Source organism: Pseudomonas beijingensis, assembly GCF_030687295.1.
GTDB classification, from domain to species: Bacteria; Pseudomonadota; Gammaproteobacteria; order Pseudomonadales; family Pseudomonadaceae; genus Aquipseudomonas; species Aquipseudomonas beijingensis.
On sequence record NZ_CP117425.1, the window covers coordinates 5,905,406 to 5,924,617 of the forward strand.

Here is a 19,212-nt window from a genome sequence, read left to right on the forward strand (position 1 = left end):
GAACGCTCCTTCGTTGTGCCCTGGGCTACAGGGTCTTCATGAATTCGATCAGGGCCCGTTTGTCGACGTCCGACAGCTGCGTGCCATACAGGTGGCCGCCGTTGTGGTTGCCTTCCAGGCGGGTGTCGTATTTGAAATCCGCCGACGCCTTCATTTGCGCGCCGCTGGTGATAAAGCCGACCTTCTCCTGGTCGTAGATGTCGGAGCCGGTGTAGAACACCTGCGGCCGCTGTTCCGGCGCTTGCAGCAAATCCCACAGGGTCGGCACCGAACCGTTGTGCAGGTACGGCGCCCGCAACCAGATGCCATCGGTGGGGGTGTTGCTGTAGCTCTGGGTCTTGCGGTAAGCGCCAAAGTCGAACGGCGGTTTCTTGAAGCCGTGGAACGCCGCCACCAGGCCGGTGGTGAAGGAGTTCAGGCGATGGGGATCGGTGCCCAACTGGTCGATGTTGGTGGTGACCTGTCCGGTGTCGCTGCGGCCGAAATCATGGCAGCCAGCGCAGTTTTTCTCCCAGATCGGTTTGCCTTGGGCGACTTTCCCTTGGTCCAGGGCGAACGGCCAGGCCGGGGCCTTGTGGCCCAACAGCCAGTTGGTCACCCGGTTGAAACTCGGTGGCAGCACCGATTCCGGCGTCGCGCCCACGGCCATGGCCGCTGCGTAATTACGCTCGTGGATCTTGTTGTTATTGCCATCCCAATGCAGGTACATGGACTCGCGGGGTTTCTGGTTCCAGACCTGTGGCAGATCCACGGTGCCGATGGTGGAGTCATCCGGGAAGCCGAACACCACCATTTTGGTCGGGTTGAAGGTGTCGGTCCGCCCTGGCCCCTGGGCCGGACGCAGCTTCTGCCAAGCGTAGGCCTGCTTCTGCTTGAGCAGCGCACTCTTGGCCATCGGGATGATCAGGTAACGGTTGTACAGTTTCTCGAAAAAGCCCAGCTGAAACTTGCCATTGATCGCCGCCATCACCGCATCGGGGGTGAATTTCGGGTCGCTGGCACATTCGTAGGCGAACCATTGGAAGGCCTGCAGTTGCAGGGTATTGGCCGGCGCGGAAGCGACCGGCACCGCGACGTCAGTGGCATTGGCCCGGTAGGAGCCGGTGTGGCACAGGGCGCAGTTGGGCTCGACGGTGGGGTAACCGAGGTGCCGCTTGGCCATGCCGATAGGCAGGTCGTTGCCGTTTTCATAGAGGAACCCGAACACTTCGTAGCCGCCCGGCTTGGGCAGTTTTTCCGGGCACATCTGCGGCAGCACGGCGAACAGGTAGTAGGGAATCCGCGCCTCGATGCCCAGGCCGATGGCGGCGTATTTGTAATGGTCTTCGTCGGAGGCGAAGTCCGGTTGCGGCACCTCTCGGATCATCTGGTACCAGGTCTGGTAGCCGATGAAACCCAGCAGCAATACCACCACCAACATGCCGACCTTGAACCCGTGGCTCTGCCAGCGCAGCGCCCAGCCGGCGCGCCATTCCCGCCAACCGGCGCAAAGCAAGGCCAGCGGACGATTGTCCACCGGGCTGCCCAGGTACAGCAGCACGCCCAGGATCAGGAACATGCTCAGGTCGCCCATCAACATCGGTTTGAATAATTGGCCCTGGTTGTTGGTGTTGATCAAGTAGATCCAGAACACCACCGCCACCAGCCGCGACAGCACGCACAACCACGAATGCACCACGAAACGCGGCGCGTTGAACCCCGAAGGCATGTAGAACAGGCTGATCCCCACCAGCAACATGCCGGCGTTCTCCAGCCAGGGATCGGACAATACGGGGGGCAGGCCGATCATGGACGTCAGCAATGCCGGCGCGAACAGCGCCGGGATCGCGAAGAACATGTTCATGACAATCCCGACCCAGATGATGCGTTGGAACCAGCGGATGTAAGTATTCATGGGCATCCTTTTTCCTTATTCCCGACTCACGAGATGCAGCGCTCTGGTGATCGCCATCGCGAGCAAGCTCGCTCCCACACTGGATGTGTGGCGTGCACGAATTCAGCGGCACATAGCCCCCTGTGGGAGCGAGCTTGCTCGCGATGCAGGCGACTCGGTCTTGCGTCAACCGAGCGCGGTCTTCTCCAAGTGCTCAAGGATGATCGGATACACATTCACCACCGCGTCCTTGCCGAACATGCAGTCGATGTGGCCGTACCCCGGCACTTCGTGGCGGCTGAACAACTGCGGGCCGTGCATCTCGCACAGTCGCTCGTAGGTCTTGAGGGTGCTTTGCGGCAGGTAGCACTGGTTGTCGGCGCCGCTGATGAAGCAGATCGGCAACTTCAACCGATCGAAATGCGGCATGTAGACGTCGTTGCCCTTGAAGTCCACCAGGTGCCCCTTGCGCACGATCAGCGCCAGGTGCTCGAAGGTCTGGATGTTCGACTCGCCGAACAACTCATGCAGGTTGTCGTGCAGGGTTTCGTTGAGGGTGTCGTGGCGATACAGCGAGGCGTACATGAACGTGATGCGATGGCAGACCGGGTTGGTGCAATAGCCCTGGGCCTCGATCCGGGCATAGCCGTTGAGGGCCTTATCGTAAAGTTTGTTGAACCAGCTTTCCTTGGTGTCGGCGTAGGCCGTGAGGGACTTGATGCCGATAGCATCGAGCATCCCCGGCAAGTGCAAACCGGCCTTCAGCCCGGTGGCGGTGGCAACCACCGTGTCGGCGGCGATCTGCGAGCAGACCACCGAGCGCACCCCTTGCAAGCCCGCCAGCATCGACATGAAGAAGGTCGTCGCGCCATAGCAATGCACCACGCATTGCACGTCACGGGCCAGGGTCGCCTGTTGGATCTGCTCGATGGCGGCCTTGAAATCGTACTGGGCCACCTGGTCGCCGTTCCATTCGTTCTTGCTGGCCGGCAGCAGAATGCTCACGCGCAAATCCAGCAGCCAGACGTCGTATTCGTGCTTGCAGAGGTATTCCAGCAGGTTGGTGTGGATGGTGTCGGTGGAGAAAATGTTCGAGCCCACGCCCAGGCCATGGACCAACATCACCGGGCCTTTGGTACCGGCCTGGTAACGGGTCAGGCGCAGCTCGACGTTGTCGTCGGTCGGGAAGAAATGCACCACCGGCGCCGGTGCATCCAGCGGCCGTTTCAGTCGGGGCGGCGCGTCCGGGTTGAAATAGACATCGCCGGCGAAGACACCGCCGTAGCTCTCCCACAGGATCCCGGCAAAGAATTTTCCGAACCGCGCCAATGCCTCCACGCGCTCACGCTCGTTGCGGGCGTTGAGCACTTTCATGGTGGTCATCTGCTTGGCGAAATCGGCCGGCAGGATGTGCATCACCCCGGAGCCGATCACCGCGCCGGTCTTGTCCGGCCCGCGATAGAGCGTGACGTACAGGGTGCTGGTGTCGTGCCAGACGTTCAGCACGCCGTTGTCCTCGGGCACGGTCTTGAAGGCACTGAAGTAATAGTCACTGCCGTCTTCGGCGGTCAGCTTCATGTCGTAGTTCATGTGCCGCACGCCGACCTGCTCCTGGTATTGCTCGAACAGGTTGAACACCCCATTGCTGGCGACCAGCGGCTGCGGCGAGAGCAGCGGTGCATCGAGGGTGCCCACCAGGGTCGCGGCGTGCTCCGGCTCCTTGATCAGGCGGTTAAGGTCGGCGGCGGTGATGGTCAGGGTGAATTCGATGGGCGAGTTGTCGGCCTTGCCCCGCTTGGCCGCCGCTTCGTACAGGCTCAGATCGGTGCCCTGGGCCTGGGTGAAGGCCGTGGAGAAGTAGCCCTTCATGGTTTCGGTGAACTGCACGCCGAGGGTCGGCGGCGCCACCGCTTTGCGCGGGGCCGAGGGCAGCGTGTAGTCGATGATCCAGCCACGGTCGGCCGCCAGCAGCCCCATGTTGCGCTCGCTCACCGCCGAAATGGTCAGCAGCGGATTGACCGCCAGGGACGTGGGGATCACCGCACCGTCGGTCACGTACAGGCCCGGGTAGACATCGGTGCCGCTGGCGCCGCTGAACACCTGCCCCTTGTGGTTGACCACCCCTTGCGTCGCGTCTTCGCCCATCACGCAACCGCCCAGGGGATGAACCGAGACGATGCTGTGCTTGAGCAGCTTGGTCCAGATCGGGTTCTCGACCCAGATCCCGCCCAGGGCCTTGGTGCTCTGGTGCAGCCGCTCGTTGCCGAGGGTGACGTTCTCCTGTTCGCCGACGCCAGGCCAGTCGATGCGCAGCTGGTCCTTGTTGTCGAGCAGCATGCGGCCCTTGGCGTTGTCATGGCTCATGATCAGGTAGGTCTGCATGTTGTGCAGCGCGCCGTGATACGGCCCGCGCAGGAAGCTCTCGGCTTCGCGGCCCTTGTACTTGAGGCTGGCACCGAAGCCGGTATCGGTGGGCACGCCGATCATTTCGGCAAACGCCGCCATGCTCGGCACCATGGCCTGGCCGAGGGCGCCGGGAATCGAACCTTCCTCGATGACCATGCGGCTGCGCCAGTCGCCTTCGGTGCGCATGTCGATGATCGAGGTGATGCACGGCCCCACCGGTTCCAGCTCCTTGGCCGAATGGGCACCAAAGCCGATGCCGTTGATGACCTGGTCGCAGTTGTGGCCGAAGCCGAGGATGTCGCCATTGCCGCTCATGTGCTCGCCCAACTGGTTGGACATGGACAAGCCCTTGGCCCGCGAGCGCAACATGATTTCGGTGGAGCCCAGGGTGCCGGCGGACACCACCACGATATCGGCCCGCACGAACAACGTGGGCGCCGAGAACAGCTCGCGGCCGCTGTCCAGGTATTGGAAGTGCACGATCCAGCCGTCGCCGTCGCGCTCCAGGTGCCGCACCTCGGCCTGGCAGAAAATCTCCGCGCCGTGGTTCCAGGCATCCGGCAGGTAGTTCATCAGCGTGGTGTTCTTGGCCTTGTTGTTACAGCCCGAGACGCAATCGCCGCAGCCGTTGCAGGGCAACTGTTCGACGCCGACGTGGTTGGGGTTGTTGGGCAACTTGTCGAAGGTCACGTTGATCGGCGGCTTGTAGAAATGCGCGCCTTGCTTGAGGTAATCGGCTGACTTCTTATGGGCGTCGAGCTTGGGCAGGTTCGGCTCCGACGCCGGATAGGGGTTGGGCTTGAGCATCTCCCGGGCCCGGGCGTAGCCGTCCTTGAGCAACGTGTCCTGGTGGTCCCGTACCGCCTGCGGCCAACGCAGGTCCTCGAACACGCCAGGCTCAGGCTCCAGCGCAACGTTGGCATTGATCAGCGACGTACCGCCCAGGCCACAACCGACCACCACGTTCTGCTGGGCGTTGACGTGCAGGTCGAACAGGCCGGTGCGCGAACCAATGTGACCGTCGGGATCATGGACTTGCAGTTCTTCGGTGGCCGCCAGCAGGGTGTTGGGGTATTCGCCGGGCTGCATTTCCCGGCCACGCTCCAGCAGGCACACCTTGCGTCCGGCCCGGGACAGGCGCGAGGCAGCAATGCCGCCACCGTAGCCGGAACCGATGACGATCACGTCGTAGTGTTCCTGGATATCACTGATGGGGGTTGAGATCCGTGTCATGTTCAAGTCCTCTCAGGCAGAAGGGGCAACTCTGCGGTTGCCTGCAAATCGATAGGCGCACGAACGCCTGGCTACTGTCCCATGCAGGGGCCAGCGGCAGTCAGCGGTGCTACAGGGGGAAAAACCGGATGCTATAGACGCGCACGCTGATTGGCGGCGCGACGATGGATGCGTTTGTGCAGCGAAGTGGGCGGTGCCGGGACGCAGGTCAGTGGGGGAAGCGGGTGCGTGCGGGGGGGCTGGCTATCCATCATGTGTTCTCCCTGAACCTGATGTGGATAAAGTGGCAATGTCCTTGTGCCATGGAAGTGAAGACAGCCGACAGACCTGCGTCAAGGTGGTTCCTTAGAACTGTATGAAATTTGATCTATCGCGATTTGCGCTATGCCGGCCGTGGCTTGCAGCGTTTGGCGAACAAGTTATCCACATGACCACCCACAGCAAATGGGGACAAGTGTGCGTAGGTTGGGCATTTTTCTACGGCAAAGTGAATAAAAACCGTGACTTATGGACAACCGCGGTTTTCCTGGCTTATTGGTTGTTTTTTGACCATATCTCTGTAAGCCCCGAAATTCCTGGGCTGTGGCGGTGAGCGAACACCTTATCCACAGAAGCGCCAACAGGGTTTGGGGGTAATTTTGACGATTCTGTGGAAAACTGTCGCAACGGCTGGTAAATCGGGGTTTTGGTGGGATTTTTCGGGGAAAACCGATCATTCGATCATTTAATGATCAATCCTCTAAACGCCCCGGCCCGTCTGGCTTACAGCGTTGAGCGAACATCTTATCCACAGAAGCGCCAACAGAGATTGGGGGCAAGTTTCAGCTGGAAGGGGTCGTTACTCACAAACAAAAGCCAATAAAAACCGTAACTTAGACTGGCTACTTTTTGATCGAAGGCCTGGAGCGCCTGGTTTGCATGGGGTGCAGCGAGGGGCGAACAGGTTATCCACAGAGGCGCGCACAGGGATTGTGGGTAAACCGAACCTCCCACAATGACTGGGCTTGGCAGGAGCCCCAGGGGCTCCACCAATCCCCTGTGGGAGCGAGCTTGCTCGCGATGAGGGACTGGCAGTCGCCTTCATCGTTAACTGACAGACCGCTATCGCGAGCAAGCTCGCTCCCACAGGGTTTCTGGTGAAGCCGCCATGGCGATCAAGGCCGATGCATGAGGTACGCCTCCCCCGTCACCCGAATCAGTGGATGCGGGACAACCCGACAGGTTTTGACGATGCCAAAGCCATGGCGTTCATAAAAACGCCGGGCGCCGGTATTCGCGGCGTAATCGATTAGGCTCAAGCCATTGAGCGCCGGCTGATCGGCACGCTGTTGCGCCAGCTCGAGAAAGCGCACGCCGAGCCCCTTGTTACGCCAGCCTTCATGCAGGGCCAGGCTTGAGATATAGAGGGTGTCGGGCACTTCCATGTCGGCGTAGGGCGCCAGGACCGGATCGGTCACCGGCGCCGCCAGCGGATCCTCACGGGTCACATAACAGTGCATCATGCCGACGACACGGCCATCGACCTGGGCGACAAAACAGTTCTGGTAGGAAAAATCGACATTCTCTCGGGCATAACGAGCGGCCCCCACTTCCAGAAGGTCCTGCCCTGGCTCTGCCAATTGGCTCCAGATGTAATCCGACGCACCCTCTGAGGAAATCCGGAACAGACGGGCGATCTCCCGTGCATCCGTGGGCAAGGCCGGGCGAAATTCAACTTCCATTGATGGGCTCCAATTGGCTGACAGCGGTCGTTTTTTAAGCGCAGGCCTGGACGACCCGGTTGGCGCCGTGTGCGACGAGTGTCGAACAGGTTATCCACAGAGAGGCCCACAGGGATTGTGGGTAACACGCATCTCCTCAGGAGCTAGCCTTGTGGGAGCAAAGCTTGCTCCCAAGGGGTCATGCGGTGAGTCCGGGCTCAGCGAACCACCCCTTCCTCCACCAACAACTTGAGGATCGCCTCGGCGCCCGCCTCCGGGCTCACGCCCTTGAGCACTTGCCCGCCTCCGCCGCTGGCCTTGGCCGTGGCGGCTTTCATGCGGTCAGCGCCGCTCTTGGCCTTGATCACTTTCAGGCGCTTGGCGTGGCTTGGCCGGTTTGCAGGGTCGCCACCGCCAGCAAGGTGTCGTCGATCACTTCGACTTCCTCGGCATGCAGCGCCCCGCGCCGAGCCGGGCCGTAGGCGCTTTGCCGAGGTTTTGGCGCAGCGTTATCCACAGTGGCCAGGAACGGCAGGCGCACTTTGAGACGGCGCCGTTGGCCGCGGGGCAAGGCTTGCAGCACCAGGGCCACGCCGTTGTCGATGGACTCGACCTGGGCCAACCCCACCACCAACGGCCAACCGAGGTTTTCCGCCAGCAAAAAGGGCAGCATGCCCGAACCTTCACCGGTTTCCGCCTGGCTGCCGGTGAGCACCACTTGGGCGCCAGCGTCCCGCAGGTAATCGGTCAGGGCTGGCAGGGCATCGGCCCCGTCGGGATTTTCCAGGACGTGGAGTTCGTCCAGGCCCATGCCCAGGTAGGCGCGCAGCGCCGGTTCGGCCACGTCGCCGGCGTGCAGCACTTGCAGGTCGTTGCCGGCCAGTTGCAGGCCCAGTTCCACGGCCCGGGCGTCCTGTTCGGCACGGCGGGGCCGACCGGAGGTGGGGTGAGCGCCGATGGACACCAGGCTGATCACTTGAGTACTCATGATTGAATCCTTAGCTTAAGCCGCATCGCGCTTGGCTTCGTTGCGGTAAGCCTCTACCGCCGCGATCAAGGCCTGGAGAATCGCCGCGCTGTCACCGATCACCGACAGGTCCGCCCGTTTGATCATGTCGCAGCCCGGGTCGAGGTTGATCGCCACCACCTTGTCGCAAGCGCCAATGCCTTGCAGGTGCTGGATCGCCCCGGAAATCCCCACGGCCACGTAGACCCGCGCCGTGACCCAGGTGCCGGACGCACCGACCTGGCGATCGCGGGCCATGAAGCCGTCGTCCACCGCCACCCGCGAAGCGCCTTCGGTGGCGCCCAGGGCCGCGGCAGTCTGGTGGAACAGCGCCCAGTCCTTGACCCCGTTGCCGCCGGAGAAAATGAATTCGGCCTCGGCCATCGGGATCGCGCCCGGGTCCACCGCCACCGCGCCAAGATCTTCGATACGCGACAAGCTGCGGGCCACGCTTGTGGATAACTCCACCGGCAAGGCTTCGTGGCGGGTTTCGCTGACCGGTTCGGCGCATTCGGCCGCCGCCAGGATCAAGCGCGCCAGCGGTCGGGCCAAGTCTTGCAGGCCCGCACCGGCGCGGCCGATGCACTCCTCGCCTTTGACCTGCCAGACCCGCGTGGCTGGGCGTTCGCCCAGGGCTGCGGCAAAGCGTCGGCCCAGTTCGCCGCCACCGGTGCGGCTGTCGGGCAGTAGCCAATGGCGTGGGTTGAACTGGTTATCCACAGCCCGCAGGCCCTGCACCCGTTGTTCCGGTGCATAACCGCTGAATGCCTCGCCCTCAAGCACCAGCAAGCGGTCGACGCCCGCCGTGGCGAAGGCACTTTCCTTGTGCTCGCCGAACACCACGGCCAGCACCGCGCCGTCGCTGCCGGCCAACTGATGGGCCAGGCCCAGCAGGTCGCGGTCGTGGCTGCTGAGGCGGCCACCGACCATGTCCGGAACGACGCAGATATGGAACGCCGGTTGCGGCACTTGATGCAGCGGCAATTGCACTTCAACGGCAGCGGTGCGTTTGCTCGCGCCACCCTGCTGGGCACCGCTGCGATCAATCCGTTTGATGCCGTTGGGGCCAATGAAGCCGATGCCATGGACGTTCTTGCGGATGATGCCGTTGGGCCCCATCCAGCTGTGCTGTACCGGTTGCATGGCCGCGTGCAGCGGGTGCAGACGGTTGCGGGCGATCCACTCGGCGCGAGGGTCGCGGCGGATGATGTCGCTCATTAATGCACCTCCGCGGGTTCACGTTTGGCTGGGGTCACGGGCTTGCTCGGGGCCGCGTCTTCCAGCAGCGCATCGGCCACCAGTTCGGCAATGTCCTTGATCATCGGCCGCGGTTCGACCACGCCTTCGAGCATCGCGGTGCACTGTGGGCAACCCACGGCCACCAACTCGGCGCCGGTTTCGCGGATGTCTTCCATGCGCATGTCGGGGATCCGCTGCTTGCCTGGAATGTCAGTGATCGGCGCACCACCGCCACCGCCGCAGCAACGCGAACGGAAACCGGAACGCTGCATCTCCTTGACCTCGATACCCAGGGCACGCAGCACCTGGCGCGGTGCCTCGTATTCGCCGTTGTAGCGGCCCAGGTAGCACGGGTCGTGATAGGTCACGCTGTCGCCCTTGTGCTGGCCGAGGTTCAGCGCACCGGCGTCGATGATCTCTGCCATGTAGGTGCTGTGGTGCTGCACCAGGTAGTTGCCATCGAAGGCGCCGTATTCGTTTTTCAGCACGTGGAAGCTGTGGGGGTCACAGGTGACGATGCGGTTGAAGCTGTATTTGGCCAGGGTCTGGATGTTGCGTTTGGCCAGCAGTTGGAAGGTCGCTTCGTCACCCAGGCGCCGGGCCACGTCGCCGCTGTCGCGTTCTTCGAGGCCGAGCACGGCAAAGTCGATCTTCGCCGCCTTGAGCACTTTGACGAAGGCGCGCAAGGTGCGCTGGTTGCGCATGTCGAAGGCACCGTCGCCGACCCAGAACAGCACGTCGGTGGATTTCTTCTCGCTGAGCAGATTGAGGTTCAGGTCCGCCGCCCAGTTCATCCGCCCACCCGGGGCGAAGCCGCCAGGGTTGTCGGTGGCGATGAGGTTTTCCAAGACCTCGGCGCCCTTGTTCGGCGTCGCGCCTTTTTCCAGGGTCAGGTGGCGGCGCATGTCGACGATGGCATCGACGTGCTCGATCATCATCGGGCATTCCTCGACGCACGCCCGGCAGGTGGTGCAGGACCACAAGGTCTCGGCGTCCACCAGGCCGTTGACGATCGGCTGGTGCGGGTTGCCGCCGTGTTCGCCCACCGGTTTACCCGGATACGGGCTGCCGGCGAATTTCGCATCGGTGCCGCCGGCCAGGCCGACGACCATGTCCTGGATGAGTTTTTTCGGGTTTAACGGCTGGCCGGCAGCGAACGCCGGGCAGGCCGCTTCGCACTTGCCGCACTGCACGCAGGCATCGAAGCCCAGCAGTTGGTTCCAGGTGAAGTCCTTGGGTTTCTCCACACCCAGCGGCGCGGCGGGATCGTTCAGGTCCAGCGGCTTGAGGCCAGTGGAACGGCCGCCACCAAAGCGCTCGGCACGGCGGTGCCAGGCCAAGTGCAGGGCACCGGCGAAGGCGTGCTTCATCGGCCCGCCCCAGGTCATGCCGAAGAACAATTCCGACACGCCCCACAACACACCGACACCCAGGACCGCCGCCACCAGCCAACCGCCGAAGTTCTCCGGCAGGATGCCCGCCACCGGCAAGGTCACCAGGAAGAACGATGCCGAGAAGGCCAGCAGGCTTTTCGGCAGGCGCATCCACGGGCCCTTGGACAACCGGGCGGGCGGATTGCGCCGACGCAGGTAGACGAAGATCGCACCGACGAACATCACGGCCGACATCAACAGCAACGCATAGCCGAGGAAGCGGTTATGCAGGCCAAACCCGTGGACCAGGATCGCCAGCACCACCGACGCCACCGCACCACCGGCCGTGGCCACGTGGGTGTTGGCAATGTATTTGTCCCGCGCCACCACGTGGTGCAAATCCACCATGTAGCGCTTGGGCATGGCAAAGAGACCGCCGATCAGGTCGACCTTGGCCGGTCGTCCCCGGCGCCACATGTTCACCCGCCGCAAGGCGCCGAGGACCGCAAGGCCCAGGGCAGCGAACAGCAGGATTGGAAGAAGGGTGTTCAACATAGGTGTTGCTCCCAAAGACCTCAGGGTCTTGCAGGTCGAGATGCCTTACTCGGTACCTGTGGGAGCGAGCTTGCTCGCGATTGCATTCTGTCAGTCCCATTTACATTGACTGACCCACCGCTTTCGCGAGCAAGCTCGCTCCCACAGGATCATGTGCAAGCCGTTAGAAATCCTTGCACAACCGCAGGGCGTCGTAGATGGCCGCGTGGGTATTACGCTGGGCCACGCAGTCGCCGATGCGGAACAGCAGGTAGCCCTCGCTGCTCTGCTCCAGGCATGGCTGGGGCTTGATCGCGAACAGGGCTTCAACGTCGATCTGACCCTTGTTGCGCGAACCTTCCTTGAGCGCGTAGTAGATTTCTTCGTCCGGCCGCACGCCGTTTTCCACCACCACCTGGTCCACCACGCGTTCTTCCTTGGCACCGGTGTATTCGTTCTCCAACACCGCCACCAACTTGTCGCCTTCGCGGTAGACCTTCTCCAGCATCATGTCCCCGGTCATGATCACTTCCTTGGGGTACATGCTGCGGTAGTAGGTGGGGAACGACGTCCCGCCAATGGCCACGCCCGGCTTGATGTCGTCGGTGACGATCTCGACCTGGCTGCCTTTGTCGGCGAGGAAGTCGGCCACCGACATGCCGGTGAACTCACAAATGGTGTCGTAGACCAACACGTTCTTGCCCGGCGCAACCTTGCCGTCGAGCACGTCCCAGCTGCTGACCACCAGCCCTTCGGCGGCGCCCCAGTGCTCGTTCTGCTCCACGTTCGGATGCCCACCGACGGCCAGCACAACCACGTCCGGACGCAGGTCCATAATGGTCGCCGCGTCTGCCGCCACGCCCAGGCGCAGATCGACTTTCAGCCGCGCCAGCTCCAGCTGGAACCAGCGGGTGATACCGGCGATCTGGTCCCGTTGCGGAGCTTTCGAGGCGGTGGTGATCTGCCCGCCAATGAATTCCTTCTTCTCGAACAGGGTCACATCGTGGCCACGTTCGGCGGCCACACGTGCCGCTTCCATCCCGGCCGGGCCGGCACCAACGACGACCACTTTGCGTTTCGGCCCGGTGGACTTCTCGATGATGTGCGGCACGCCCATGTATTCACGGGACGTCGCGGCGTTCTGGATGCACAGCACGTCCAGGCCTTGGTACTGGCGGTCGATGCAGTAGTTGGCGCCGACGCATTGCTTGATCTGGTCGATCTGGCCCATCTTGATCTTGGCGATCAGGTGCGGGTCCGCGATGTGGGCGCGGGTCATGCCGACCATGTCGACGTAACCGCCCTCCAGGATCCGCGTGGCCTGGTTCGGGTCCTTGATGTTCTGCGCGTGCAGCACCGGGACCTTGACCACTTCCTTGATACCGGCGGCCAAGTGCAGGAACGGCTCCGGTGGATAGCTCATGTTCGGGATGACGTTGGCCAGGGTGTTGTGGGTGTCGCAACCCGAGCCCACCACGCCGATGAAATCCAGCATGCCGGTGTCGTCGTAATACTTGGCGATCTGCTTCATGTCCTCGTGGGACAAGCCGTCCGGGTGGAACTCGTCGCCGCACAGGCGCATGCCCACGCAGAAATCGTCGCCCACTTCGGCGCGCACGGCCTTCAACACTTCCAGGCCGAATTTCATGCGGCCTTCGAAGCTGCCGCCCCATTCGTCGGTACGCTTGTTGACCCGCGGGCTCCAGAACTGGTCGATCATGTGTTGGTGCACGGCGGACAGCTCGACGCCGTCCAGGCCACCGGCCTTCGCACGCCGTGCCGCCTGGGCGTAGTTGCCGATCACCCGCCAGATTTCTTCCGGTTCGATGGTCTTGCAGGTCGCACGGTGCACCGGCTCACGCACGCCGGACGGCGACATCAGGGTCGGCCAGTTGAAACCGTCCCAGCGCGAGCGACGGCCCATGTGGGTAATCTGGATCATGATCTTGGCGCCATGCTTGTGCATGGCGTCGGCCAGGTTCTGGAAATGCGGGATGATGCGGTCGGTGGACAGGTTCACCGAGCTCCACCATTCCTGCGGGCTGTCGATGGCAACCACCGACGAGCCACCGCAGATCGCCAGGCCGATGCCGCCCTTGGCCTTCTCTTCGTAATACTTCACGTACCGGTCGGTGGTCATGCCGCCGTCGGTGGCGTAGACCTCGGCGTGCGCGGTGCTGAGCACGCGGTTGCGGATGGTCAGCTTGCCGATCTGGATCGGCTGGAACATTGCTTCAAAAGCCATGGTGCGATCCTCGACTTACAACGGCTTGACGATGAACAGGCCGTCGTCGTGGCCTTCTTCGGAACCGCCGTAGACCTGCTCGGCCACGGTGCGGATCTTGCTGCCGCGAGCGGCGAGGATCTGGTCCATGGCACCGGCGAACCAGCCAGTGAACATGTAGTCGACCTTGCGTCCGACCTTGCCGTACACATAGACAAATGCCGAGTGTTCGAGCTTGACGCTGGCGGTGCCTTTGTCCAGGTCGATGTCCTGGATCTTGAACAGGCCCCAGCCACGCTGGGACAGGCGCTTCATGTAGTGCTCGAACACCGCGACGCCTTCCAGGCCATGGCATTCGGCTTCTTTTTCACACCAGTGCCAGGCGGATTTGTAGCCGGCCTTGTAGAGAATCTCGGCGTAGGCGTCGGCGCCCAGCACTTCTTCGATGCCCATGTGGTTGTTGACGAAGAAGTGACGCGGTACGTACAGCATTGGCAGGGCGTCGGACGTCCAGATACCGGTTTCGCTGTCGACTTCGATAGGCAGTTGCGGGGCGATTTTGGCCATGAAAACTTGACTCCGGAAATTCGTGGTATTGCCTGCGGCGCAGAGGGCCGCAGGTAGAGGATTAGCGATGCGGCGGCGGTTATTCGCCCCAGACGTCTTTCAGCACGTTGACCCAGTTCTCGCCCATGATCTTGCGCACCACCCGCTCAGGATGGCCGCGCTTGAGCAGCGTCTCGGTGAGGTTCGGGAACTCGCCCACGGTGCGGATGCCCAGGGGGTTGATGATCTTGCCGAAGCTGGTCAGACGACGGGCGTAGCCCTTGTCGTGGGTCAGCATCTCGAAGAAATCCTGGCCGTGGCCCTGGGTGAAGTCGGTACCGATGCCGATGGCGTCCTCACCGACGATGTTCATGGTGTATTCGATGGCTTCGGCGTAGTCGTCGATGGTCGAATCGATGCCCTTGGCCAGGAACGGCGCGAACATGGTCACGCCGACGAAACCACCGTGGTCGGCAATGAACTTCAGCTCTTCATCGGATTTGTTGCGCGGGTGCTCTTTCAGGCCGGACGGCAGGCAGTGGGAATAGCACACCGGTTTCTTCGATTCGAGGATGACTTCTTCGGAAGTCTTGGAACCGACGTGGGACAGGTCGCACATGATGCCGACACGGTTCATCTCGGCGACGATCTCGCGACCGAAGCCCGACAGGCCGCCGTCACGCTCGTAGCAACCGGTACCGACCAGGTTCTGGGTGTTGTAGCACATCTGCACCACACCCACGCCCAGCTGCTTGAAGATCTCGACGTAGCCGAGCTGGTCTTCGAAGGCGTGGGCGTTCTGGAAGCCGAAGATGATGCCGGTCTTGCCCTGCTCCTTGGCGCGACGGATGTCGGCGGTGGTTTTCACCGGGATCACCAGGTCGCTGTTCTCGCGGATCAGCGTCTGGCTGGCAACAATGTTGTTGATGGTGGCCTGGAAACCTTCCCACACCGACACGGTGCAGTTGGCTGCGGTCAGGCCGCCCTTGCGCATGTCTTCGAACAGGTCGCGGTTCCACTTGGCAATGATCAGCCCGTCGATAACGATGCTGTCGGCGTGCAATTCGGCTGGGCTCATCAGGCAGTCCCCTTTTATCAGCGATTCATGCGCCGAATCGTGTGCCGGCGCTTTGGGGCCAGCATATGCCTGAGGGCCGTTGCGACCCGGTGCAAAAACGACAGGGGAATTGCCGAAAGCGTCAATCCACGACAATGGGCTACGACAGGCCCACCCTGCCCGTCTGTTCTTTACCCGACGCTTGCGCCAGAATCCGCCGCATCACTGGTTTTCACTGGACTTGAGCGGCAACGCGATGAAATCAATCTTCCTGGCTTTGGCACTGATCAGCACCCTGGCACACGCAACCGAAGACACCGAGCCCAACCCCTGCGACGAAGTCGAAAACGACGTCCAGACCCTGGCCTGCTCGGCCTATGGCAAAACCGCCGCCGAACAATTGCTGGGCGAAAACCTGCAGAGCCTCTTCGAGCGCCTGCAAACCCGCTACGCCAGCGACAAGGCCCAGTTCAACGACATCACTGCCAAGGTCAAGGCCGCCCAACAACTGTGGCAAAAACAGCGCGACGCCGACTGCGCCATCGCCGCCTTCCCGGCCAAACCCGGCAGCGAAGCCTACAAAATCGCCGAAAACGACTGCATGGCCCAGGTGAGCGATGATCGGTCAGAGTTTTTGGAGTCGATTGGGCAGGAGTAACCCCACCCTATGGATAACAACTTGATTCCCCATGAAGTCGTCAGCCGTATCGTCGACGGTGCCACGCCCATTCGTGCCTGGCGCGAACACTTGAACCTGACTCAAGATAAAGTCGCCAGGCGCCTGGGTATTTTCTCAGCCGGCGTTTGCCCAGCAAGAGTCGGTCACCAGGCCTCGCCGAGCCACCCGCGAAAAAATTGCCGCGGCCTTTGGTATCCGGGCTGACCAGTTGGAGCTGTAAGCTGCACGTCACCATCGAGCAAAGGGCTTCACATGAAAACTTGCGGTATCGAAATCAAAGGCAGCGAAGCGATCATCGCCGTTGCCTCGCTGGATCAACAGGCGCTGAGCCACGTCGCGCTGAACACCAAGAAAATCGCCTTGGACGACGATGACGACGCCGCCAACGTCAAGGCGTTCGCCGCCCAGGTGCGGGCGTTCGTGGCGGACAACGGCATCGAACGCATCGCCATCAAGAAACGCAGCAAGAAAGGCGAGTTCGCCGGTGGGCCGACCACGTTCAAGATCGAAGGGGTTTTCCAGTTGCTGGAAGGCTGTGAGGTAACGCTGCTGTCGCCGCAGACCCTCAATGCGCAGAGCAAGAAACATGACTTCGCCCTGCCGGCGACGCTGAACAAGTATCAGCATGAGGCTTATAAAGCGGCGTGTTCGGCACTGATGAAGAAATAGACCTCTATCAGCCGAACAAGCACCTGTGGAGAGTTTTTTGTGGGAGCAAAGCTTGCTCGCGATGGAGGCGATGCGGTCCTTCAGAAAACGAGTCGACTGTTTCGCGAGCAAGCTTTGCTCCCACAACCCCCCTCTCGCCACAGGTCACTATGCTCGACCGCTAATCGGGTCAGGACCGATTCTGCTGCTGGCGATACCCCTTCAACCAATCGGCAAACGCCTTGTCCTCCAGCGCATAACCGCCGCGATTGGACTTCCACACCAACTCCTTGTCACGCAGCGCGTCGATGCACGATTGGATGGTCTGGGTACCGGGCACGACTTCGCTGCCCATGCTCTTCAGCGCCTTGCCCACCGCCTCCAGCGTGGAATCGGTGAAAGGCGCGAAGGGCTCGTTGTTTTGCGAGCGCTCGGCCATGACCTGCAGCACGGCGCGTTGCGGCACCGTCAGGGCGTTCCAGGCACTCTCGAACTCGGTCCAGACGCCAGCGCGGAGCATTTCGGCGCTATTGCGCAGCAATTCACCCAAATGACTCGCCTCACCCAGTTCCAGCGCAATTTCGCCGATGACGCTGCGCAACATCTCGGGACGACGCCCTACCAGCTCAAAGGCCTGGTCGAGGTCATCGGCGTTGAACTGGTTGGTCTGGGCCAGGTGTGCGTTCAAATGGACGGTGTAGGCCTGGGTGAAGGCTTTGCCCAATAAAGGGAACGGCGTGATGCTGGACCCGTAGAAGGGTTGGTTACGGCTGAGTACCAAGTGCGCGAGCTTGTCGCGATTGGAGCCGGTGAACACCAGCCGCAGGCCGCTGGTATCACCCTCACGCCCCTGGTTGAGCTGATCGCGAGCGGCCTTGAGGCCGAACATCGCATTGACGCCGGCCTCGGTGGTCAACGCATGCTGGGCCTCGTCGATTACCAACACCACGGTTTTACCGGCAGCACTGTGCAGCAACTCCAGCGCCTGGGTCAGCGTCGCGCCTTCGGGCAGTTGCGGCAGGCTGAAATCCCAGGACAACGTGCGCAAGAAACTGAGTTTGTCGATACCCATGGACTTGGCAAGCTTGCGGATGCCCTTTTCATAAGGCACCAGGGCACCGGCGATAGCCGAGGCGATCAGGTCGGCTGGGTCCTTCTCCTTGTTGGCCCAGAGATCGACGTAGACAGCGAGCCAGCCACGGGCTTCACATTCGGGAATCAAGTCTTCGCGCAGGAAGGTACTTTTTCCGGTACGCCTTGGCGCGGCCAGGAACAGGCCGGAGGTGTAATCCTGGATCCCGCCGCCGACCAGCCCGTCGACAATATTGCGGGCCAGATCGGGGCGCCGGAAAACAAAACCGGGGTGCTTGGACATGGTTTTATACTCAATTATGGCAACAGGTATAATTTATAGTCGCGAGTATAATTGACTATAAATGCCTGTCAAACCCGCTCCGCCCGTCCGGAACCTCTCAACCAAATACGACTGTTTCTTAGGGGATGAGTCCCGTGGACCCATGAGTCAGGGTCTCCCAAAGGTAATGAAATTTGCCTTTGACGGGGCGGTGCTTTTGCAGGAAAAGCGACGTCTGCGGCAGGGAAAGGCCTTCGCGCAGCGCGTAGTGATTGAAGCCTATCTCGAACGTACCGACCGTATCGTTCTTGTATCCATCATAGGCCTTGCATAATTTTGCCTGGTCACCGTTTTGATAGGCACTGTGCAATTCCATCGCCTTAGGGATACGTAACGCGGCCTGACTGATTTGATCCTGATACAAATCAAGCCCCTGTAAACGAGCGCTCTGCGCAACATTGATTATTGCCGCCAAACCATAAGCCGCATGCTCAAAATCCCGACAACTTTCTTGCGTCAAACCTTCTACGTAGGTTTCAGGGTTGCTCCAGTGCGCATTGATTTGCGCGTTGCTTCGCGGGCACCACGGAGCGTCTTTCGGACGCGCGCCATCTGAGGAAAGATAGATATAGGACGGAACGAGGCTACGCCACTTCGCAACAGCGTCATCAAGCCATATTTGATTTTTATTGAATACAGCAATATTGAACATCGCTTCAATGGCGCTTGCATGCCAATTTTTGTTATAGCAAACATAACCGCCAGAAAAAGCACGTAGCACATCAGGATAATATTGCCTCGCAAACAGCCGAGTAACCTTGTCTTTTTCCGGTTGGGGCCATCCGTCATAGGAATATTTGACAATCTCAGCAGCCCGAGTAAACAACTCTGCCCCCCAGGCAGCCTGCAAGGGACCATTACTGTTAGTGTGTCCCCCCGTCAGCGTCTCGGCCCATGCGTTAAGGATTTTTCGTACGTTTTCGGCATATCGAGGGTCACCGCTCAACCGCCACAATAACGCCTGTGTGTAGGCCGCTCGTGCGTCTCTAATTTCATCCGAACAACCATTATCAGGATTTGAATACGAACCGCACTCCACAGTCGCCCAAGGAGTGGGCTCGTAGGCTTTATCGGCCAACGGGTCCTGCAAAGCTCTCTCATAAGCACTTTTCCAAGGTTCACGGTAAATATTTTCCTTGATGTACCGTAATTGTTTGAAGTCCACCAAGATACCCGGGTGGGCAATTTCCCCCTGTGCCGCGCGACTCATAAATAGCAACAACCAAAAAAGCCAGACACTTTTTCTCACGCACAGCACCTCGCCTGACGCTTATTCAGCA

The 19,212-nt window shown here is 61.2% G+C and carries 12 protein-coding genes and 2 pseudogenes; 3 read left to right on the forward strand and 11 right to left on the reverse strand.

All coding sequences use genetic code 11. From position 1 onward, the window contains the following. Nucleotides 1–25: 25 nt before the first annotated feature. The 9 genes and pseudogenes from PSH84_RS26285 to PSH84_RS26325 all read right to left on the reverse strand — a co-directional run bounded on the left by PSH84_RS26285 (nucleotide 26) and on the right by PSH84_RS26325 (nucleotide 15,212). Nucleotides 26–1,894: a c-type cytochrome gene (locus tag PSH84_RS26285; RefSeq protein ID WP_305482000.1), complete on the reverse strand. Its 1,869-nt coding sequence runs from the start codon at nucleotides 1,892–1,894 to the stop codon at nucleotides 26–28. Between the two features lie 165 nt (nucleotides 1,895–2,059). Continuing rightward, nucleotides 2,060–5,512, reverse strand: a complete 3,453-nt coding sequence (locus tag PSH84_RS26290) for a GMC oxidoreductase (protein WP_305482001.1) — start codon at nucleotides 5,510–5,512, stop codon at nucleotides 2,060–2,062. Between the two features lie 1,154 nt (nucleotides 5,513–6,666). Continuing rightward, nucleotides 6,667–7,233 carry a GNAT family N-acetyltransferase gene (locus tag PSH84_RS26295; protein WP_305482002.1) on the reverse strand — a complete coding sequence of 189 codons (567 nt, stop codon included), beginning with the start codon at nucleotides 7,231–7,233 and terminating at the stop codon, nucleotides 6,667–6,669. A 197-nt stretch (nucleotides 7,234–7,430) separates the two neighbouring features. Continuing rightward, nucleotides 7,431–8,200: pseudogene (gene etfB / locus PSH84_RS26300) on the reverse strand (electron transfer flavoprotein subunit beta). Between the two features lie 15 nt (nucleotides 8,201–8,215). Then, nucleotides 8,216–9,436, reverse strand: a complete 1,221-nt coding sequence (gene etfA / locus PSH84_RS26305) for an electron transfer flavoprotein subunit alpha (RefSeq protein WP_305468720.1) — start codon at nucleotides 9,434–9,436, stop codon at nucleotides 8,216–8,218. Beyond that, a complete protein-coding gene (gene dgcB / locus PSH84_RS26310) occupies nucleotides 9,436–11,385 on the reverse strand; it encodes a dimethylglycine demethylation protein DgcB (RefSeq protein ID WP_305468721.1) in 1,950 nt (649 codons plus the stop codon). The genes etfA and dgcB overlap by 1 nt, the downstream gene beginning before the upstream one ends. A 163-nt stretch (nucleotides 11,386–11,548) precedes the next feature. Continuing rightward, complete coding sequence (gene dgcA / locus PSH84_RS26315; RefSeq protein ID WP_305468722.1) at nucleotides 11,549–13,609, reverse strand: dimethylglycine demethylation protein DgcA; 2,061 nt, start codon at nucleotides 13,607–13,609, stop codon at nucleotides 11,549–11,551. Nucleotides 13,610–13,624: 15 nt separating this feature from the next. Continuing rightward, on the reverse strand, nucleotides 13,625–14,155 hold the full coding sequence (locus PSH84_RS26320; RefSeq protein WP_092146299.1) for a 4-vinyl reductase: 531 nt from the start codon (nucleotides 14,153–14,155) through the stop codon (nucleotides 13,625–13,627). Nucleotides 14,156–14,234: 79 nt separating this feature from the next. Further along, nucleotides 14,235–15,212: a dipeptidase gene (locus PSH84_RS26325; RefSeq protein WP_005792153.1), complete on the reverse strand. Its 978-nt coding sequence runs from the start codon at nucleotides 15,210–15,212 to the stop codon at nucleotides 14,235–14,237. A gap of 235 nt (nucleotides 15,213–15,447) precedes the next feature. Here PSH84_RS26325 and PSH84_RS26330 point away from each other — a divergent pair, with 235 nt between their 5' ends. From PSH84_RS26330 to PSH84_RS26340, 3 genes and pseudogenes are all read left to right on the forward strand, one after another. Continuing rightward, on the forward strand, nucleotides 15,448–15,849 hold the full coding sequence (locus tag PSH84_RS26330) for a lysozyme inhibitor LprI family protein (protein WP_305471284.1): 402 nt from the start codon (nucleotides 15,448–15,450) through the stop codon (nucleotides 15,847–15,849). 12 nt (nucleotides 15,850–15,861) lie between these two features. Then, nucleotides 15,862–16,090 (forward strand): annotated as a pseudogene (locus PSH84_RS26335) (helix-turn-helix domain-containing protein); the annotation flags it as partial. A 32-nt stretch (nucleotides 16,091–16,122) separates the two neighbouring features. Next, nucleotides 16,123–16,539: a DUF3010 family protein gene (locus PSH84_RS26340; RefSeq protein WP_122566608.1), complete on the forward strand. Its 417-nt coding sequence runs from the start codon at nucleotides 16,123–16,125 to the stop codon at nucleotides 16,537–16,539. A 169-nt stretch (nucleotides 16,540–16,708) separates the two neighbouring features. On the opposite strand, the gene PSH84_RS26345 is transcribed toward PSH84_RS26340, so the two are convergent. Together PSH84_RS26345 and PSH84_RS26350 are read right to left on the reverse strand one after the other, a co-directional pair. After that, nucleotides 16,709–17,893, reverse strand: a complete 1,185-nt coding sequence (locus PSH84_RS26345) for an ATP-binding protein (RefSeq protein ID WP_122566607.1) — start codon at nucleotides 17,891–17,893, stop codon at nucleotides 16,709–16,711. Between the two features lie 118 nt (nucleotides 17,894–18,011). Next, a complete protein-coding gene (locus PSH84_RS26350) occupies nucleotides 18,012–19,181 on the reverse strand; it encodes an alginate lyase family protein (protein WP_305482003.1) in 1,170 nt (389 codons plus the stop codon). Between the last annotated feature and the right edge of the window lie 31 nt (nucleotides 19,182–19,212).

What these genes read in the sequence shown, in the direction of transcription:
- PSH84_RS26285 (WP_305482000.1), bottom strand. Translation starts at nt 1,894, where the DNA reads ATGAATACTTACATCCGCTGGTTCCAACGCATCATCTGGGTCGGGATT.
- PSH84_RS26290 (WP_305482001.1), bottom strand. Translation starts at nt 5,512, where the DNA reads ATGACACGGATCTCAACCCCCATCAGTGATATCCAGGAACACTACGAC.
- PSH84_RS26295 (WP_305482002.1), bottom strand. Translation starts at nt 7,233, where the DNA reads ATGGAAGTTGAATTTCGCCCGGCCTTGCCCACGGATGCACGGGAGATC.
- etfA (WP_305468720.1), bottom strand. Translation starts at nt 9,436, where the DNA reads ATGAGCGACATCATCCGCCGCGACCCTCGCGCCGAGTGGATCGCCCGC.
- dgcB (WP_305468721.1), bottom strand. Translation starts at nt 11,385, where the DNA reads ATGTTGAACACCCTTCTTCCAATCCTGCTGTTCGCTGCCCTGGGCCTT.
- dgcA (WP_305468722.1), bottom strand. Translation starts at nt 13,609, where the DNA reads ATGGCTTTTGAAGCAATGTTCCAGCCGATCCAGATCGGCAAGCTGACC.
- PSH84_RS26320 (WP_092146299.1), bottom strand. Translation starts at nt 14,155, where the DNA reads ATGGCCAAAATCGCCCCGCAACTGCCTATCGAAGTCGACAGCGAAACC.
- PSH84_RS26325 (WP_005792153.1), bottom strand. Translation starts at nt 15,212, where the DNA reads ATGAGCCCAGCCGAATTGCACGCCGACAGCATCGTTATCGACGGGCTG.
- PSH84_RS26330 (WP_305471284.1), top strand. Translation starts at nt 15,448, where the DNA reads ATGAAATCAATCTTCCTGGCTTTGGCACTGATCAGCACCCTGGCACAC.
- PSH84_RS26340 (WP_122566608.1), top strand. Translation starts at nt 16,123, where the DNA reads ATGAAAACTTGCGGTATCGAAATCAAAGGCAGCGAAGCGATCATCGCC.
- PSH84_RS26345 (WP_122566607.1), bottom strand. Translation starts at nt 17,893, where the DNA reads ATGTCCAAGCACCCCGGTTTTGTTTTCCGGCGCCCCGATCTGGCCCGC.